The following is an 18,467-nucleotide window of genomic DNA, read 5'->3' on the forward strand; positions in this document are numbered from 1 at the left end:
GGGCACAGTCCCGATCACCGGGACCGGAGGGTCGCTCACCAAGATGGGCCTGCGGCCACCGAGCGCGGCGCGGGAAGGTCGACTCCATGAGTGATCGGAATTCGGTCGCGCCCCGCGCGGCCGCCGACGTGCGCGCCTACGACATCGAGACCGATGTGCTGGTGGTCGGCTACGGATGTGCCGGGTCCGCTGCGGCATTCGAGGCGGCGGCGGGCGGCGCGCAGGTCCTGGTGCTGGATCGGATGAGCGGTCCCGGCGGCGCATCCGCCCTCTCCGGCGGCGAGATCTACCTCGGCGGCGGCACACCGATCCAGCGGGCCTGCGGGTTCGACGACGACCCGGCGGCGATGGCCGCGTTCCTGTCGGCCGCGCTCGGGCCGGGCGCCGACCCGGACAAGATCACTCGCTACTGCGAGGACAGCGTCGCGCATTTCCACTGGCTCGCCGACCGCGGTGTGCCGTTCAACCCCACGCTGTGGGACGCGCCTGCCTGGGTGCCGCCGACGGATGACGGACTCATGTGGCTGGGGGAGAACAGCGCGCCGTTCGCCGAACTCGCCGCGCCCGCGCCCCGTGGCCATCGCCCGGCCGCCGCCGACTTCGGCGGCAAGGTGCTCATGGACCGCCTTGCCGGGGCCGCTCGATCCGCCGGTGCCACGGCGCTCTCCGACACCAGGGCGACCTGCCTGATCGTCGCGGGCGACGGCACGGTCGTCGGCGTGGTGGCCAGGCGGTACGGCACGGAGCTGACCGTCCGTGCCCGCCGCGGCGTCGTGCTGACCACCGGCGGATTCGTCGACAACGACGCCATGCTGGCCGCGCACGCGCCGAAACTGCTGGGACACACCAAGGTCAGCGCGGGCACCGACGACGGAAGCGGGATCCGGATGGCACAGGCGCTCGGCGCGGCCGTGCGGCACATGGCCAGCGGCCAGGTCGGCATCTCACTCGTTCCCGGCCTCGCCGCGCGCGGCATGGTGGTGAACGGGAACGGGCAGCGGTTCATCAACGAGGACACCTATCCCGGCCGGATCGGCCAGGCGGCGCTGTTCCGGCAGAACATGCGGACCTGGGTCGTGCTCGACGAACGGGCCTTCGACGAAGTACCGGAACCCCAGCGGTGGGGTGTGCGGCCGACCCACGTGGCGGAGACCGCCGAGGAACTCGCCGATCTGATGGACCTACCGGCGGCCGCATTGGCCGACACCATCGGCCGATACAACAGCTTCGCCTCCCGCGGCGTGGATCCCGAATTCGGGAAAGCGCCGCGCTGGCTGCGGCCCCTCGCGCCACCGCTCGCCGCGATCGACGTGCGGGCGGGGGTGCGGCCACCGTCGGAGTCCGGTGACCGCCGCGGGACCGGCGCATCCGTCTTCACCCTCGGCGGTCTGCACACCTCGCTCGACGGCGCCGTGCTCGACATCGACGGCGCCCCGATCCCCGGGCTGTTCGCCGCGGGCCGGGCCGCCAGCAACCTGCACGGCGAGGGCTACATCAGCGGCACTTCGCTCGGCGACGGCACCTTCTTCGGCCGCCGCGCGGGCGCCGCCGCGGCTCGCACCGACTGATCCCGCCGGTGGGTTCCGGTCATCGGGATGGATCGGGGCCGACGGCGGCGCACCGGCCTAGCGTCGAAAGACGGCACTACGAGGAGGACTACCGCATATGACCAACAAGGTGCTCGATCGGGTACGGGATCTGCTGCCCGCGATCCGAGAGCGAGCCGCCGACGCCGACCGGCAGCGCAGAGTGCCCGAGCAGAGCGTTCGAGAGCTGACCGACGCGGGGGTGTTCCGCATGCTGCAGCCGTCTCGCTTCGGTGGCGACGAGTCGTCCCCGGTCGCGTTCTACGAGGTGATCCGGGCTGTCGCCACCGCGTGCCCGTCCACGGCGTGGGTGTCGTCGGTGCTGGGCGCGCACCCGTGGCAGCTCGCCTTGTTCCCCCTGCGGGCGCAGGAGGACGTGTGGGGCGCCGATCCGGACACGCTGGTCTCCTCGTCGTACGCGCCCACCGGCAAGCTGACGCCCGCCGAGGGCGGCTTCGAGATCAGCGGTCGCTGGAGCTTCTCCTCCGGATGCGATCACGCCCGCTGGGCTTTCCTCGGTGCGGTCGTGCCGAACGACGAAGGGGGAGCGGAGTACCTGACCGTCCTGGTGCCGCGCACCGACTACCGCATCGAGGACGTATGGCATGTGTCCGGGCTGTCCGGCACCGGCAGCAACGACATCGTCATCGAGAACGCGTTCGTGCCCGCCCACCGGACCTACCGCGCGAGTGAGCAGGCGGAGCTACGCGGACCCGGTCAAGAGGTGAATACCGCCCCGCTCTACCGGATCTCGTTCGGCGCGGTGTTCTCCAACACCATCACCGCACCCATCATCGGCGCCGCCCAAGGCGCCTACGAAGCGCACATCGAGCGGATGCGCGAGCGGGTGCGGATCTCCTACGGCGGGCAGAAGGCCGCCGAGGACCCGTTCGCGCACGTCCGGGTCGCTCGGGCGGCCTCGGAGATCGACGCGGCCGTCCTGCAGATGGAGCGCAACATCGGCGAGCAACTGCGCTATGCCGAAGCGGGGGAGGAGATCCCCTTCGAACTGCGGGTGCGCAGCCGCCGCGATCAGGTGCGCGGCACCGAACGCGCCATCGAGGCCATCGACCTGCTGTTCGACAACTCCGGCGGCCACGCCATCCGCAAACCCAATCCGATCGAGCGGCACTGGCGCGACGCGCACGCCGGAAGCGTGCACGTCATCAACGATGTCGAGCGCGCGCTGGTCCTCTACGGCCGCAACGCGTTCGGGCTGCCGGTCACGGATCGGATGATCTGATGACGTTCACCGCCGAGAACACCACGCGCTGGAGCACGACGGGCGGGTACGAACTGCGCTACCACGAGGCGGGGTCCGGTGCGCCCCTGGTGCTGTTGCACGGTTCCGGGCCGGGAGTCTCGGGCTGGGCCAACTTCAGCGCGAACCTGCCGATGCTGTCCGAGCGTTTCCGCTGTCTGATCGTCGACCAGCCCGGCTTCGGCGCCAGCGGCCGCCCGGCGGCGTACGAACGCAACTACCTGCGCATCTCCGCCGACGCGGTGCTCGGGCTGCTCGACGACCTCCGCCTGGACCGTGTGCACCTGCTGGGCAATTCGATGGGCGGCGCCGTCGCGACGTTGCTGGCGCTGGAACATCCCGACCGGATCGATCGGCTGGTGCTGATGGCGCCCGGCGGCGTCGGAGTGAATGTCCTGGGACCGGAACCGTCCGAAGGCATCACGCGGTTGCTCGAGTTCAGCGCGGACCCCACCCGCGAGCGCCTCGTGCCCTGGCTGCGCAGCATGGTGTCGAATCCGGGAACCCTGACCGAGGACCTGATCGAAGCCCGGCTGGCCGCGGCCTCGGATCCGGCCGCCATCGCCGCGCTGCGCGACGCCTACGCGACGTTCGCCGATCCCGCTCTCGCCGAACCGGTTCCGCTGTGGGCCCGGCTACGCGGACTGCGCCCGCAGACACTGATCCTGTGGGGGCGCGACGATCGAGTGACACCGGTGGAGGCGTCGCTGCTTCCCGCACGGCAGATCCCCGACGCCGATCTGCGCGTTTTCGCCCGCTGTGGTCATTGGGTGCAGATCGAGCGCAAGTCGGCGTTCGAACGCGCCGTCGTCGATTTCCTCACCGCCGGGCTCTGATCGCCGCTCACGTCGGTCACAGCCCGTGATCGCGGACCCATCCCGCGACCTGGGTTCGGGAGGTGAAGCCGAGCTTGGTGAGGATGTGCTCGACGTGGGTCTCGGCGGTGCGCACCGAGATCACCAGGTCCGCGGCGATGCGTTTGTTGCTGTGCCCGGCCGCGACCAGCCGGGCGACGTCCTTCTCCCGCCGGGTGAGGACATCGGCCGCCTCAGATCCTACCGGCGCGGGCTGCGGCGGACGCGCCGCAGTCGGCGTGCGGCCCAGCGCGTAGTCGATCGCCTCGCCCAGTGACAGCGCCGCACCGCTGTCGAAGATCTCCTGAAAACGGCGCTCTCCCAGCGCGTCTCGGACGCGACCACGCATCTTGTCACCCAAGACGCCGGTGATGGCGTGCGCGAGGCGCACCGTGCTGCGCGCGAGGATCTCCGCGGCGCCGAGCAGGCGCGCGGCTCGCTCGAAGTCGGCTCGGGCCACCGCCGTCCATGCCAGCCCCTCGAATCCGGAGGCGAGCCAGACGCACCGCTCGAACAGGCTGAACATTTCGACGGACCGGGCGAGATAGCCGGTCGCGGCGGCCTGATCGCCGCGTCGCCAATGGTCCAGGCCCATCGACCACTGTGCCAGCCCGCCGAGCAGCGACGGTCCCCGCTCGGTGGCGACCGCGAGCAGCCGCTCGGCGAAAACGGTCGAGCGCGCGTCGGCGAGCACCAGCGCGCACACGAACGCGAAGGCGAGACTGTCCATCTCCATGGCGTGATGGCCGCATTCGGCCGCCAGATGCGCCGCGGTTTCGGCCAATTCGAGCGCGCGGGCGGTATCTCCGTCGTTGAAGGCAAGCAGCGCCGAATCGAGCATCGCCTCGGCGAGGATATCGGGAGCATTGAGTTTGCGTGCCAGGGTTACGCATTCGTCCACCAATTGGCGAGCGGACCCGCGGTCGGACAGCAGCGCCGCCAGCGAGGCGGCCGCGGAAAGTCCGCGTGCGCGAGACTCGGTCGGCTCGCTCGACTTCGCCAGCGCATCGGTCAGCCAGCGATACCCTTCGGTCAGGAAGCGGTTGTGCTCCCAGAACGGCCGCAGCACCGCGGCCATCTCCAGTGCCGACTCCGGTGCGTCGACGAGGCCGGATTGCAGAGCCGCGCGCAGATTCGCGTGCTCGCGGTTCAGGGCGCGGAACCACGTGACGTCGTCGGAACTCCAATACGCGGTCCGGCCGCGCAACGCCAGCCGCCGGTAGTGGTCGCGATGACGCGCGCGCACCGCGGGCTCGTCGCCCCGTTCGGCCAGCCGGTCGTGGGCGAACTGCCGGATCGGTTCCAGCATCGAGTACCGGCCGACATCGCCGTCGTAGCGCAGGCTCAGCACCGATTTGTCGACCAGGCCGGTCAGCGCGTCGAAGAGTGTCCGCGCCCCGGGGGCCGGCAGGCACACGGCCTCTGCGGCGTCGATGTCGAAGCCGCCCGCGAAAACCGACAGCTGCTCCCACAACCGCTGTTCGGCGGGCGTGCACAGGTCATAACTCCAGCGGATCGCACCCTCGATGGTCTGCTGTCGCTCCGGCGCGAGTCGCGGTCCCGCGCTGAGCAGGCCCATGGTGTCGTCGAGCCGGGCGAGGATCTGCTCCGGAGTGAACATCCGAAACCGCAGCGCGGCCAGTTCCAGCGCGAGCGGAATGCCGTCCAGCCTGCGGCAGATCGCGGCCAGCGCACCCCGGTTCGCCGAAGTGGCCACGAAGCCGGGGTTGGCGGCGCCCGCCCGTTCGGCGAGCAGCCGCATCGCATCGCTGTCCGCCCTCTCCCCTTCTGCGAGCGGCAAGGGCGCCACGGGCATGACCTGTTCGCCCTGCACCCCCAGCACTTCACGGCTGGTCGCCAGCACCCGTACCTCTGGGGTGGTGGCCACGATGCTGCCGACCAGCCGCGCGCACGCGTCGATCAGGTGCTCGCAGTTGTCGAGAATCAGCAGCAACCGTTTGTCCGCGAGGAACTCGGTCAGCCGCCGCAAGGGCGCCGCCGTGTCGTCGCGCAGCGCCAGCGCCTCCGCGACGGTCACCGTCACCAGGTCGGGGTCGTGCACATCGGCCAGCTCGACCGACCACACTCCGTCCGGGAACGCGCGCGCGACCACCGCGCCGACCTGGCGGGACAACCGGGTCTTGCCGACACCGCCCGGACCGAGCAGCGTCAGCACCCGCGTCGTGGGCAGCAGCCGCTTCGCGGCGGCGAGTTCCTCCCGGCGCCCGACGAAGCTGGTGACCTCGGCAGGGAGGTTGCCGATGGGACGCCGCGCCATGGGTGTCAACCCTAGGTACCGCGCGCGGCGCGCAGGAGCATTCTGGACAAAATCGACTCCGGTGGACGTGCCGGCGTGGCCCGCGGGCACGGGGGCGGTGGAACCGAACCGCTCCGATTCATCGGACGGCGACAGCGGCGTCGTCGACCTCGGTCAACTGGTGGCGCATCCGGTCACGCTTGGCGCGCAGATAGTGCACGTTGTGCTCGGTCGTACCGGCCTGCAAGGGAATTCGTCGTTCGACGGCGATACCGTAGGCGGTCAGACCCGCCTGTTTGGCCGGATTGTTGCTGAGCAGCCGGACCGACCGCACGCCCAGATCGGCGAGGATCTGCGCCGCGGCGCCGTAGTGGCGGGCGTCGACGGGCAGCCCGAGCCGCAGGTTCGCGTCGACCGTATCGGCGCCGCCGTCTTGGAGCTGGTAGGCGCGCAGTTTGTTGAGCAGTCCGACGCCGCGTCCCTCGTGCCCGCGCAGGTACACCACCACCCCGCGGCCTTCGGCGGCCACGGCCTGCATGGCGGCGTCGAGCTGCTCGCCGCAGTCGCAGCGCAGGGAGCCGAACGCGTCGCCGGTGAGGCATTCCGAGTGCACCCGGGTCAGCACGTCGCGCTCGCCCGGTGCGCCGAGCACCAGCGCGAGATGTTCGGCGTGGTTCGTCTCATCGCGATAGCCGACCAGCCGGAACTCGCCGAAACGGGTCGGCAGCCGCGTTTCGACGACGCGCTGCGCGCCGGGCTCGAGCCCGCGGCGGTGGTCGACCAGGTCGGCGATGGAGATGATCGGGATTCCGTGCACCCGGGCCATGGTCAGCAGCTCGGGGAGCCGGGCCATCGACCCGTCGTCGCGCACCACCTCGGCGATGACTCCGGCGGGGCGTAGTCCCGCCATCCGGACCAGATCGACGGCGGCCTCGGTATGCCCTCGCCGGCCGAGGACGCCGCGCGGGTGCGCCCGCAAGGGGAATACGTGCCCGGGACGGGTGAGATCCCGGGGTGTGGCGGCGGGATCGGCCAGCAGGCGCATGGTGTGGGCGCGGTCGGCGGCCGAGATGCCGGTGTCGATCCCTGCCGCCGCGTCCACCGAGATCGTGTAGGCGGTGCCCTTCGGATCCTGGTTGACCGCCGTCATCGGCGGCAGCTCCAGCCGGTCCAGATCGCCGCCCATCATGGGCACGCACAGCACGCCGCTGGTGTGCCGCACCAGGAAACCGATATTCTCCGCGGTCGCCTGCTCGGCGGCCAGCACCAGATCGCCTTCGTTCTCGCGGTCCTCATCGTCCACTACCAGCGCCATGCCGCCGCTCGCGATCGCCGCCACCGCGGCAGGCACCGAGTCCAGTTCACCGGGCATCATCCGCCACCTCCATATGCCTGATAGAAATATGACGGGGCCGCAGCAGCCAGGCTGCGTCTCACTCAGTGAGGCGATCGATATCCGCCAGCAACTCTCGCGCGAAATCGCGCTCGGCCTCGTAGTGCCGCACGCACCAGCGCAGCACCAGTTCCGGATAGGCCCAGTCCGGATTCGCCTCCGCGCCCTCCGCGTCGGCCTCGGCGCGTTTGCGCATCTTCTCGGCGTACGTGATGTGCTCGGTGAGGATTTCGCGCATCCGTTCGGGCTCGGCGAGGTTGCCCAGCCACGCTCGCAGCATCACGCTGTGCTTGAGCACCGGCGCCTCGACCGGCGCGTGATTGACCCAGTTCGCCGCGGCGGCACGGCCTTCCGGTGTGATGGCGTACATCCGCTTGCCGCGCACGCCGTCCTCGTGCACCACCGTGCGGGAACTGGCGTAGCCGTGCTTCTCCAGACGCTTGAGTTCGGCGTAGATCTGGCTGAACGACGGGCTCCAGTAGAAGAACTGAAGACTCCAGTCGGCCCATTTCTTCAAGTCGTAGCCGGAGAGTTCATCGGCGTGCGAGAGCATTCCGAGCACGGCCCACGCGGTGGTGGGCAGCTCGGGCACCGCGGGTCTGCCGCCATCGGTCATGGTCGGACTGTACCGCTCAGGCATATTCCGACTCGGGCTATCGCCAGCGCGCCCGGCGGGGGAACAACGTCCGGCCTGCCTCGTGGGAGATCTCGAGCAGCACCCGTGCCAGCTTGTCGAAACTCATCGCCTCGGCCCGCCCGGACAGCGACAGTGCCGCGGGCGCCGTGCCGCGGCCACGCAACGGCGCCGCGACGCAAGCGATTCCGTCCATCGATTCCTCCCGGTCCAGCGCCACGCCTTGGCGCAGCCGGATCTGGGCCAAGGCGCGATGCAGCGCGCCGGGCTCGGTGATGGTGTGCGCGGTCAGGCGCGGCAGCCGGGAATGGAACGCCGCTTCGGCGATGCTCGGTTCCAGCGCCGCCAGCATCGCCTTGCCGAGTGCGGTGCAGTGCGCGGGCATGCGGCCGCCGAGGCGGGTGGGCAGCATCGCGGCCAAGCGGCCACCGGCCTTGTCCAGGTAGACGACCTCGGGTCCGTCGAGCACCGCCAGATGGCCGACCATGCCGGTGCGCTGACACAACTCGTGCAGCAGCGGGCTGACGGCGTCGCGGATCTCGTTGTGATCGGCGGTGAGCCCGCCCAGTTCCAGGGTGCGCATGCCGAGCCGGTACCCGCCGGAGGTGTGGGCCAGCCAGCGCAGCCGGATCATCTGATCGAGGATCCGATGGACCGTCGAGCGCGGCAGGCCGGTGCGCTCCACCAGGCCCAGCAGCGTCAGCGTCGGGGTCGCGGCGTCGAACGCGTCCAGGATGAGGGTCATCCGCTCGATCATCGATACCGGCACGTCGGCGGAGCCGGGGTCGGCCCCGCCGGGCCGGGCGCGGTGCGGGAGCCGGGCGGTGTGCGGCTCGGCATCAGGTAGCAGGGTGACGGTCATTCGAACCTCCGTCGGTCGCGTTCGGGCTACGTCGACCAGGCACGACGTGCCCGATCGTTTGTGTCTCCCATCACACTGACGGGTTCGCGACCGGGAGGAATCGGGAGAACTACGTAGCTTCCACGGATCTCCGTCTCGGTGACCGGACCCCGATCTTGACCTCCCTCCGGCGGTGGCTGCTGTCATGGCTATCAGGTATATGCCTGATCGAAATAGGAGGCCCGATGGAACCGGTGCTCGAGATGGACGGATCGCCACTGGAGGTGCGCGACTTCAAAGCGGTGCTGGGTCGCTTCTGCACCGGCGTCACGGTGATCACCGCGCGGGCGGCGGCCGGGCCTGCCGGATTCACCTGCCAGTCGTTCTCGGCACTGTCGCTGGAACCGCCCGCGGTCTGCTTCTGCCCGGCGCGCACGTCGACGTCGTGGCCGCGCATCCGCGAGGTCGGGCGGTTCTGCGTGAACATCCTGGCCCACGACCAGCAGGAGATCTGCAGGCAACTCGCCCGCAGCGGCACGGACAAGTTCGCGGGAGTCGACTGGGAGCCGTCGCCGAACGGCTCGCCGCGGCTGGCCGGCGCCGTGGCCTGGCTCGATTGCGAACTCGAGCAGGAGGTCGACGGCGGTGACCACACGATCGTCATCGCGCGCGTCACGGCGCTGTCGGAGCATCGCGAGGCGCCGCCGCTGCTGTTCTACCGCTCCGCGTTCGGACGGTTCGATCCGGCCTGAGCGCCTCCCGGCCAGTGGGACTGCGCATTTCCGCCCTGGCATGCCGAACCGAAATATCGAGGTGACAAACGTGCGTGAATTGTGGAGGAACCGATGACTACCGACACCGAGGTTCGAGTGATCGACGCGGGCGCTCCGCCCGCCCGGTACGCGCGCGGCTGGCACTGCCTCGGGCTGGCGCAGGACTTCCGGGACGGGAAACCGCATACCGTCGAGATCTTCGGCACCGAACTGGTGGTCTTCGCCGGCGCGGGCGGAGAGCTCAACGTCCTGGACGCCTACTGCAGGCACATGGGCGGGAACCTGGGTGACGGCCGGATCAAGGGGGACTCGATCGCCTGTCCGTTCCACGACTGGCGCTGGGGCGGCAACGGCCGTTGCACCGGCATCCCCTACGGCCGCCGGGTGCCACCGCGCGCGCGGACCCGGTCGTGGCCGACGATGGAACAGAACAAGCAACTGTTCGTCTGGAACGACCCGGAGGGCAATCCGCCGCCGGAACACGTCGCCATCCCGCGCATCGAGGGCGCGTTCAGCGACGAGTGGACCGACTGGACCTGGAACACGATGACCATCGACGGCGCGAACTGCCGCGAGGTCATCGACAACGTGGTGGACATGGCGCACTTCTTCTATGTGCACTTCGGGTTCCCGACCTACTTCAAGAACGTCTTCGAAGGTCACATCGCCAGTCAGTACATGACCTCGGTGTCACGCGAGGACATGATGGGGGAGACGGCGAAGGCATTGGGCGGCAAGAACATCCTGCACTCCGACGCCTCCTACTACGGCCCTTCCTACATGATCGATCACCTGCGCAGCGAAAGCGCGGGCCTGACGGTCGAGGGCATCCTGATCAATTGTCACTACCCGGTGTCTCCCACCGAGTTCGTGCTGCAATACGGCGCCATCGTGAAGAAGCCGCACGGCGTGTCGCCGGAGCAGGCCGCGGACATCGCGGCGAAGTTCGCCGGTGGTCTGGGCCGCGGCTTCGAACAGGACGCCGCGATCTGGCAGCGCAAGACCCGCATCGACAATCCGCTGCTGTGCGAGGAGGACGGACCCGTCTACCAGTTGCGCCGCTGGTACGAGCAGTTCTACACCGACGTGGCCGAGATCGACCCGAAGATGACCGATCGCTTCGAGTTCGAGGTCGACACCACCCGTGCGGTCACGGCGTGGGAGGCGGAGGTCGCCGAGAACCTCGCCGAGCAGCGCGCCGGCGCCGAGGCCTGAACGGACTGCGATGGAACCGGTTACCTGCCGTACCTGCGCGACGTGCGTGCTGGTCGAGAAATTCAGCCCGCAGCACACCAGCGTGCAGTGGACCGCGAGCTCGGTGGCGGCCTGCGCCGAGTTCACCGGGGCCGACAGCGCGCGAGTGCGGACCTGCGCCGCGCTGCGCGACAGCATCGATGCGGCGTTCGCGGGCGGTCGCATCGAAGTCGGCACCCGTGACGGGGACGTGTCGTGAGTGCGGCGAACGCCGTGGACGACCGAAGAGGGGACATGACAGTGGACAGGGCTCGGGCGACCGCGGTGGCACCGACCGGTATCCCCGGCGACAGCGCGAGCCGCCTCGGAGCGGTTCTGCCCCTCCGAGTGGCGCAGGTGATCCGGGAAAGCGACGATGCGGTATCGCTGGAGCTGGATGTCGTCATGGAGCGGCCCGATTCGATCGCCTACCGGCCGGGTCAGTTCCTGACGCTGCGGATACCGAGCGAGCTGACGGGCTCGGTGAGCCGCTGCTACTCCTTGTCGAGTGCGCCGCACGAGCAGGGTCCGCTGAAGGTCACCGTCAAGCGAACCCCCGGCGGATACGCATCGAACTGGTTGTGCGACAACGCGACAGTGGGCATGGTTCTCGACGCGCTGCCGCCCGCGGGCGTCTTCACCCCCGCGTCGCTCGACGACGACCTGCTGTTGTTCGCGGCGGGCAGTGGCATCACCCCGGTGCTGTCGATCCTGAAATCGGTGCTGGCGGCCGGGTCCGGGCACTGCACGCTGATCTACGCCAACCGCGATGAGCGCTCGGTGATCTTCGCCGCCGAGCTCGCCGACCTCTCCGCCCGGCATCCCGGCCGCTCGGTCGTGGTGCACTGGCTGGAGAGTGTGCAAGGGCTACCGAGCCGCGCGCAGCTCGCGGCGCTGGCCGGACCGTGGTCGGATCGCGAGGCGTTCGTCTGCGGTCCCGGTCCGTTCATGGACGCCGTCTCCGCCGCACTGATCGGGCTGGGGGCGCGCCGCGAGCGCGTGCACGTCGAGAAATTCGTGTCGCTCAACGGCAATCCGTTCGACAGCGGCACACCTGAAGTCCTCGACTCCGGCGATCGCGCCACCGTGGCGGTGGATCTCGACGGCGAGACACGCGAACTTCCGTGGCCGCGCCAGCAGGTGCTGCTCGACGTCCTGCTGGCCAACGGACTGGAAGCGCCCTACTCCTGCCGCGAGGGCGCTTGCAGCGCGTGCACCTGCCGGATCGTTTCGGGGCGGGTGGAAATGCGGCACAACGAAGTTCTCGACGAGGCCGATCTGGCCGAGGGGTACGTGCTGGCCTGCCAGGCGGTCCCGATCACCGACACGGTGCAAGTCACCTATTCCTGAGGAGTACGACGAATCAATGGCTGATATCGCCTCGCTCGGCTATGTCCGGATCGCCGTCGCCGATGTGGCGGCCTGGCGGGCCTTCGCGTTCGACGTTCTGGGCTTCGCGCAGGGCACCGGCCCGAATCCGGACAGTCTGTACCTGCGGATGGACGAGCATGCCTACCGCTTCGAACTCGTTCCCGCGCAACAGGACCGCGTGCTCGCCGTCGGCTGGGAGGTGCGCGACTACCGCGCCCTGGCCCGGGTGCGGCACACGCTGGAGCGGGCGGGCGTGGCTGTCGCACCGCTTGCCCGGGATCAGGCCGATGCCCTGCGGGTGGAAGAGGTCTTCACCTTCACCGATCCCGCCGGGTTCACCGTCGAGGTCTTCCACGGCCCGGTGCTCGATCACAGCCCGGCCGTGACCGCGCACGGCAACCGCTTCGTGACGGCCGGATCGGGGCTCGGACATGTCGTGCTGCCGGTGCCCGACCTCGAGGAGGCGAACCGCTTCTACTGCGAGGTGCTCGGATTCCTGCCCCGCGGCTCGTTCCGGGTGCCCACCCCGCCCGAGGTGGGCCCGATTCGCGTGCGATTCCTCGGCGTCAACCGGCGTCACCACAGCCTCGCCCTGATCCCCGGCACCCGCTCCGACGGTCCGGGCCTTGTGCACATCATGGTCGAGGTCGACGAACTCGACGCCGTCGGTCGCGCGCTGGACCGGGTCATGCGGGCCGGCTATCCGTTGTCGTCGACCCTGGGCCGCCACACCAACGACAAGATGATCTCCTTCTACGTTCGCACACCCGGTGGCTGGGATCTCGAATACGGCACCGAGGGCATGCTGGTCGACGAATCCACCTACACCGCGGAGGAGATCACCGCGGACAGCTACTGGGGCCACGAATGGTCTCGGAGCTGACCCGGCGGGGCGGCCACGCGGCGAGGACTTAGACTGGCGATTCGAGGAGGAAGGAACGCTGATGAAGCGAAATCTGAACTGCCCCTGCGGAGAATCGATCGTCGGAACCGACGAGGATGATCTCGTGGCGAAGACGCAAGCGCACCTGGCGGACAAGCACCCCGGACACGACTACTCGCGCGACGAGATCCTGTTCATCGCGTACTGACCGAGAGCTCCGGGCGTGCCCGGAGCATCACGGCCTCGGACGCAGACCCTCGATCATGTGCGTCGTGGTCTCGTCCAGCAGTTCGTCGGCGGCTTCCACGGCGATCACGCCCGAGCCGACGAAGGTGGCCAGGCCCTGCAGTGCGGCGACCGCGGACAGCGCGATGCGCCGCGGGTCGCCGGCGATCACCTCACCGCGCTGCTGCGCTTCGGCGATGAGGGCGACCGGCGTCGCGAACGCCGCGTCCACGGCTCGCGACATCACATCGCCCGCGGCAGGGCTGTGCCTGCGGGCGAACATGAGCGCCATGAGCGCGGAATTCTCGGTGGCGAATCGGAGATAGGTCCGGGTCAGAGCGCGGAAGCGCTCCTCGATCGCTCTCCCGGCCGCGGTCTGTTCCAAGGCGGTGGCCAGACGCTGGAAGCCCGACACCGCGATGGCGTCGAGCAATGCCTGCTTGTCCTTGAAATGCCGGGTCGGAGCGGCATGACTGACTCCGACGTCACGGGCCAGCCCGCGTAGCGAAAGGCCGTCGACGCCGGACTCGCGCAGCGTCGCCTCGGCCCGCTGCAGCAGTTCGGCGCGCAGGTCGCCGTGGTGGTAGGACCGGCTTCGAGTGATCGGCATGGTGTTTGCAGGATAACAAAATGTAGGCATTGCCTACTTTGTAGGCGGTGACTACATTTACTCGCATGACGGTTCGGACCTTCACCGCCCCGATCGCAGTGCTGACGGTGTTCGCGGCGCTGCTCGCCACCATGTACCTCGGCTACGCGGGCAATACCGAGAAGAACTTGCACGACTTCCCGATCGCCTTGGTCGATCAGGACGTGGGTGACACGCTGGACGGCAAACCCGCCAACCTCGGCGCCCAGGTCACCGCCGCGCTGGTCGCCGGGATCCCGGCGGAGAAGATCGACCTGCGCGTCCTGGGCATCGCCGAGGCGCGCGAACAGTTGCGGGACGGCGAGGTGTACGGCGCCATCGTCATCCCGTCCGACTTCACCAAGCGTCTGGCCATTCTCGGCGCGGCCGCCGTGGTCCCCGGGGAGATCGAGCGGCCGGTGATCACGGTCCATACCAATCCGCGCATCGGTCCGTATACCACCGGCATCATGCAGCGCGTCGCCGATCGCGCGTTGAACCAGGTGGACCAGACCGTCGGCAAGAACCTGACCGGCCAGGTGAACGCCGCCCTCGCGGCGGGGCCGGGAGCGCCGGTCGAGCTCACCGGCGCGGCCAGGTTGATGCTCGCCGACCCGGTGCAGATCGTCACCGCGCCGTACCGCCCCATGGACGACGGTGCGGGCCAAGGCCTCGTCGCCTTCTTCTACACCTTGATCCTGCTGCTGGCGGGCTTCACCGGCGCCATGATCATCCACACGCTCGTCGACTCGGTACTCGGTTTCACGCCGACCGAGTACGGTCCGTGGTTCGTCCACCAGCCGGCCACCGGGATCTCCCGATTCCGGACACTGCTGGTGAAATGGGCGGTCGTCCTCACCGCGGCGCCGATCTTGTCCGGGATATTCCTCGCCGTGGCCGCCGCGTTGGGTGTTCCGCTGGGCAGCCCCCTGCTGTTGTGGCTCTACGGAGTACTCGCCATCGTCGCCGTCGGCGTCACCGCGCTGGCCGTCCTGGCCACCTTCGGCACCGCCGGACTGCTGGTCAACCTGATCTTGTTCGTCGTCCTGGGCTTGCCGTCGTCGGCCGCCACGGTCCCGCTGGAGGCGACCCCGGCCTATATCGCGAAGCTGGCCGCCTTCGAGCCGATGCACCAGATCTACCTGGCCGTGCGCGCCATCATGTTCTTCGACGCCCACGCCGGAGCCGGTTTGGGCCACGGGCTGTGGATGACGCTGCTCGGCCTCGGAATCGGACTGGTCCTCGGTGTCACGGCCACGTACGCCTACGACCGCCGTGGACTGCACCGCGCGACAGCGCCGCTCGGCAGTGCGCCTACCGTGGGCGCGCCCGCCGTCGCCGGATGAACGGGTCCGGGCGATCAGTCGCCGGTGGCGGCCAGGAGCGCGTCGAGCTTCTGCGGGTCGACGCCGAAGCCGGTGAGGCGATTCAGCGGAATGGAGGCGATCATCCGCATCATGTCCACCCCGAGTGCCGAGGCGTCGCCCATGCTCTCGGACATGCCGCCGAACACGTCGGCCAGCGCGGCCGCCGCCCTCGGATCGGCGAAGGCCTCCCCGAGGGTCGACTCCGCCGTGATCGGGATCCGCAGTTCGTCTCCGGCGACGTCGACGGCCTGCAAACGCAATGGTTGTACGACCCGGATGTGGACATGGCCGACCACGTGGCGTACCTGTGGGAGCTGATCGAGCGCCCGGCCGAGCGGCCCGAACGGTTTTCCCCAGCCCGGTAGTATCGGACTCAGCGGTTTCGCGTCGGCCGTACCGTCATCGGCCGGGCGGTAGCCACGGGAGTGGGAAATGAGCGCACGCGACGGCCCCAGCCTGCGGCGGTGGCATCGCAGCACCCGGGTGCTGGTGATCGCCGCCACGGCGTTCGTCGTGTCGTTGTTGATCGTGCCCCGGTTGATCAGGGGCTACGTCAGCTGGCTGTGGTTCGGTGAAGTCGGCTTCCGTGGCGTCTGGCTCACCGTGCTGCTCACGCGGTTGTCGCTGTTCTTCGTCGTCGCGCTCATCATCGGCGGCGTCCTGTTCATGGCGATGTGGCTCGCGTTCCGGTTCCGCCCGCTCTTCCTGCCGGAGTCCGGGGAAGAGGACAGCCTCCGGCCGTTCCGGGCGATGGTGATCCGGCGTCCGCGGCGGTTCGGTCTGGGTGTCGCTGTCACGGTGGGACTCGTCTGCGGCCTCGCCGCGCAGTCGAGCTGGATGACCGTCCAGCTGTTCGTCCACGGCGGGTCGTTCGGTGTATCGGACCCGCAATTCGGGCACGATGTCGGGTTCTACGTCTTCGACCTGCCTTTCTACCGATTCGTCGTCAACTGGTTGTTCGTCGCCGTCCTGCTGGCCTTCGTCGCCGGGCTCGCGACGCACTACCTGCTCGGGGGGCTGCGGCTGTCGGGAAAGGCGGGCGGCCTGACCCACGCGGCCCGCGTCCAGCTCGCGGTACTCGCGGGCAGCTTCATCGTGTTGAAGGCGATCGCCTATTGGCTGGACCGGTATTCGCTGCTCTCCAGTAGCAGCAAGGAACCCACCTTCGCGGGCCCGGGCTACACCGACATCAACGCGGTGCTGCCCGCTCGCCTGATTCTGTTCGCGATCGCGCTCATCTGCGCGGCGGCGGTCTTCGCCGCGATCGTGGTGCGGGATCTGCGGATCCCGGCGATGGCCGCCGCGCTGCTGCTGTTGTCGTCGATCTTGGTCGGAGCCGTCTGGCCGTTGGCCGTCGAGCAGTTCTCCGTCCGCCCGAACGCCGCCGACATGGAGCGCGCCTACATCGAACGCAATATCGCCGCTACCCGGCAGGCCTACGGGATCGGCGGCGACCGAGTCGAGTACCAGCCGTATTCCGGCGTCGGAACCAAGCCGCCGTCGGAGGTTCCCTCGGACGTCACGACGCTCGCCGACGTGCGTCTCCTGGACCCGAACGTGCTGTCCCGGACGTTCACCCAGCAGCAACAGCTGAAGAACTTCTACAGCTTCCCACCGCATCTGGACCTGGACCGTTACCGCATCGGTGGACAACTGCGCGACTACGTGGTCGCGGCGCGGGAGCTGACGCCGAGCGCGCTGAGCGGTAACCAGCGCCATTGGGTCAACCGCCACACCGTCTACACGCACGGCAACGGGTTCGTCGCCGCACCGGCCAACCGGGTCAACGCGGCGGTCCGCGAGGCCGCGGGCGATGCCGCCAGCAGCAACAGCGGATACCCGATCTACGCGGTCGGCGACATCGCCTCCCAAGCCGCCGGGCATCAGGTGATCCGAGTGGATCAGCCCCGCGTCTACTTCGGCGAAGTGATCGCCCATGCGAGTCCGGACTATGCCATTGTGGGCGGCGGCACGCAGCCACGCGAGTACGACACCGATACCACCACGTACACCTACACCGGTGCCGGTGGGGTCCCGATCGGGAAGTGGCTCGATCGCCTCGCCTTCGCCGCGACCTACACCGAGCGCAACATCGTCTTCTCCAAAGCGATCGGTCCCGGGTCGAAGATCATCTTCAATCGCGATCCGCGCCACCGCGTCGAACTCGTCGCACCGTGGCTGACCACCGACAACGATCCCTATCCCGCGGTGGTGGACGGCCGTATCGTCTGGATCGTCGACGCTTACACCTCGATCGACGGATACCCCTACGCCAAACGCAGCTCGCTCGAAGCGCTCGAACCGGGTGACGATACCGACCGGGGATCGCCCCGGCAGGTCTCCTACGTGCGCAACTCCATCAAGGCCACCGTCGACGCCTACGACGGCACAGTGCGGCTCTACCAGATCGACCGGCAGGACCCGGTCCTGGCGGCCTGGATGAAGGTCTTCCCCGGCACGGTCGAACCCGAGGAATCGATCACCCCGCAACTGCGCGCCCACTTCCGGTATCCGGAGGACCTGTTCACGATCCAGCGCGAGATGCTCGCCAAATATCACGTCGACGAACCGCGGGAGTTCTTCACCACCAACGCTTTCTGGTCGGTACCCAGTGATCCCACCGTGGAGACCAACCCGCACCAACCGCCGTTCTACGTCCTACTCGGTGGCCAAGGCAGCGCGGAGCCGTCGTTCCGGCTGGCCAGCGCGATGGTCGGCTACAACAGGGAATTCCTCTCCGCCTATGTCTCCGCCCGCTCCGATCCCGAGAACTACGGCAAGATCACCGTCCTGCAACTGCCCACCGACACCCTCACCCAGGGGCCGCAGCAGATCCAGAACTCGATGATCTCCGACACCAGGGTGGCATCCGAGCGCACCCTGCTCGAGCGCTCGAACCGGATCCAATACGGCAATCTGCTCACCTTGCCGATCGCCGACGGCGGCGTGCTCTACGCCGAGCCACTGTTCACCGAGCGGATCTCGACGGCGCCGAACGCCTCGACCTTCCCGCAGCTGGCGCGGGTGCTGGTCAGTTATCGCGAACCCGGCACCGGCGGCGTCCTCGTGGGGTACGCGCCGACTCTCGCCGAGGCACTCGACCAGGTGTTCGGGCCCGGCACCGGCCGGCTCGCCACACCACCCGGCGGCGCCCGGTCGCG

The 18,467-nt window shown here is 69.1% G+C and carries 17 protein-coding genes; 11 read left to right on the forward strand and 6 right to left on the reverse strand.

Annotated elements, in window-relative coordinates; all coding sequences use genetic code 11:
* The first annotated feature begins 86 nt into the window (after positions 1 to 86).
* From ON29_RS15125 to ON29_RS15135, 3 genes are all read left to right on the forward strand, one after another.
* Positions 87 to 1,568 (forward strand): FAD-dependent oxidoreductase, encoded by a 1,482-nt coding sequence (locus ON29_RS15125; protein WP_040866863.1) that lies wholly within the window; start codon positions 87 to 89, stop codon positions 1,566 to 1,568.
* A gap of 97 nt (positions 1,569 to 1,665) precedes the next feature.
* Positions 1,666 to 2,829 (forward strand): 3-hydroxy-9,10-secoandrosta-1,3,5(10)-triene-9,17-dione monooxygenase oxygenase subunit, encoded by a 1,164-nt coding sequence (hsaA, locus tag ON29_RS15130; RefSeq protein WP_040866864.1) that lies wholly within the window; start codon positions 1,666 to 1,668, stop codon positions 2,827 to 2,829.
* The gene (locus tag ON29_RS15135) at positions 2,829 to 3,683 is read left to right on the forward strand and encodes an alpha/beta fold hydrolase (RefSeq protein WP_040866865.1); all 855 of its coding nucleotides are present in this window, start codon (positions 2,829 to 2,831) and stop codon (positions 3,681 to 3,683) included. The genes hsaA and ON29_RS15135 overlap by 1 nt, the downstream gene beginning before the upstream one ends.
* A 16-nt stretch (positions 3,684 to 3,699) precedes the next feature.
* Here the strand turns inward: ON29_RS15135 and ON29_RS37475 are convergent, their stop codons facing one another.
* The 4 genes from ON29_RS37475 to ON29_RS15155 all read right to left on the reverse strand — a co-directional run bounded on the left by ON29_RS37475 (position 3,700) and on the right by ON29_RS15155 (position 8,847).
* Positions 3,700 to 5,979: a LuxR C-terminal-related transcriptional regulator gene (locus ON29_RS37475; RefSeq protein WP_040866866.1), complete on the reverse strand. Its 2,280-nt coding sequence runs from the start codon at positions 5,977 to 5,979 to the stop codon at positions 3,700 to 3,702.
* Between the two features lie 118 nt (positions 5,980 to 6,097).
* Entirely contained in the window at positions 6,098 to 7,330 is a 1,233-nt protein-coding gene (locus ON29_RS15145; RefSeq protein WP_174371825.1) for a bifunctional 3,4-dihydroxy-2-butanone-4-phosphate synthase/GTP cyclohydrolase II, read from the reverse strand.
* A 61-nt stretch (positions 7,331 to 7,391) separates the two neighbouring features.
* Positions 7,392 to 7,967, reverse strand: coding sequence for a PadR family transcriptional regulator (locus ON29_RS15150; RefSeq protein WP_040866868.1), 576 nt, complete (start codon positions 7,965 to 7,967; stop codon positions 7,392 to 7,394).
* A gap of 37 nt (positions 7,968 to 8,004) precedes the next feature.
* The gene (locus ON29_RS15155; RefSeq protein WP_083863510.1) at positions 8,005 to 8,847 is read right to left on the reverse strand and encodes an IclR family transcriptional regulator; all 843 of its coding nucleotides are present in this window, start codon (positions 8,845 to 8,847) and stop codon (positions 8,005 to 8,007) included.
* Positions 8,848 to 9,071: 224 nt separating this feature from the next.
* Here ON29_RS15155 and ON29_RS15160 point away from each other — a divergent pair, with 224 nt between their 5' ends.
* The 6 genes from ON29_RS15160 (at position 9,072) to ON29_RS34280 (ending at position 13,294) form a co-directional block, all read left to right on the forward strand.
* Positions 9,072 to 9,578 carry a flavin reductase family protein gene (locus ON29_RS15160; RefSeq protein WP_085994884.1) on the forward strand — a complete coding sequence of 169 codons (507 nt, stop codon included), beginning with the start codon at positions 9,072 to 9,074 and terminating at the stop codon, positions 9,576 to 9,578.
* A gap of 93 nt (positions 9,579 to 9,671) precedes the next feature.
* Positions 9,672 to 10,814: a 3-ketosteroid-9-alpha-monooxygenase, oxygenase component gene (locus ON29_RS15165; RefSeq protein ID WP_040866938.1), complete on the forward strand. Its 1,143-nt coding sequence runs from the start codon at positions 9,672 to 9,674 to the stop codon at positions 10,812 to 10,814.
* A gap of 10 nt (positions 10,815 to 10,824) precedes the next feature.
* A complete protein-coding gene (locus tag ON29_RS15170) occupies positions 10,825 to 11,052 on the forward strand; it encodes a hypothetical protein (RefSeq protein WP_040866869.1) in 228 nt (75 codons plus the stop codon).
* Positions 11,053 to 11,087: 35 nt separating this feature from the next.
* Entirely contained in the window at positions 11,088 to 12,182 is a 1,095-nt protein-coding gene (locus ON29_RS15175; RefSeq protein WP_083863529.1) for a ferredoxin--NADP reductase, read from the forward strand.
* Between the two features lie 16 nt (positions 12,183 to 12,198).
* Positions 12,199 to 13,086, forward strand: a complete 888-nt coding sequence (locus tag ON29_RS15180) for a VOC family protein (RefSeq protein WP_040866870.1) — start codon at positions 12,199 to 12,201, stop codon at positions 13,084 to 13,086.
* A gap of 61 nt (positions 13,087 to 13,147) precedes the next feature.
* The gene (locus ON29_RS34280) at positions 13,148 to 13,294 is read left to right on the forward strand and encodes a DUF1059 domain-containing protein (RefSeq protein ID WP_063825320.1); all 147 of its coding nucleotides are present in this window, start codon (positions 13,148 to 13,150) and stop codon (positions 13,292 to 13,294) included.
* A gap of 27 nt (positions 13,295 to 13,321) precedes the next feature.
* On the opposite strand, the gene ON29_RS15185 is transcribed toward ON29_RS34280, so the two are convergent.
* Entirely contained in the window at positions 13,322 to 13,921 is a 600-nt protein-coding gene (locus ON29_RS15185) for a TetR/AcrR family transcriptional regulator (protein WP_040866871.1), read from the reverse strand.
* 65 nt (positions 13,922 to 13,986) lie between these two features.
* Here ON29_RS15185 and ON29_RS15190 point away from each other — a divergent pair, with 65 nt between their 5' ends.
* Positions 13,987 to 15,285: a YhgE/Pip domain-containing protein gene (locus ON29_RS15190; RefSeq protein ID WP_051175219.1), complete on the forward strand. Its 1,299-nt coding sequence runs from the start codon at positions 13,987 to 13,989 to the stop codon at positions 15,283 to 15,285.
* Positions 15,286 to 15,299: 14 nt separating this feature from the next.
* Here the strand turns inward: ON29_RS15190 and ON29_RS15195 are convergent, their stop codons facing one another.
* Positions 15,300 to 15,602 carry a hypothetical protein gene (locus ON29_RS15195; RefSeq protein ID WP_040866872.1) on the reverse strand — a complete coding sequence of 101 codons (303 nt, stop codon included), beginning with the start codon at positions 15,600 to 15,602 and terminating at the stop codon, positions 15,300 to 15,302.
* A gap of 136 nt (positions 15,603 to 15,738) precedes the next feature.
* Between ON29_RS15195 and ON29_RS15200 the strand changes: the two genes are divergently transcribed.
* The coding region (locus tag ON29_RS15200; RefSeq protein WP_051175220.1) for a UPF0182 family protein at positions 15,739 to 18,467 on the forward strand (2,729 nt) is incomplete at its 3' end.

It is taken from the genome of Nocardia exalbida NBRC 100660, from assembly GCF_000308575.1.
Taxonomy (GTDB): domain Bacteria; phylum Actinomycetota; class Actinomycetes; order Mycobacteriales; family Mycobacteriaceae; genus Nocardia; species Nocardia exalbida.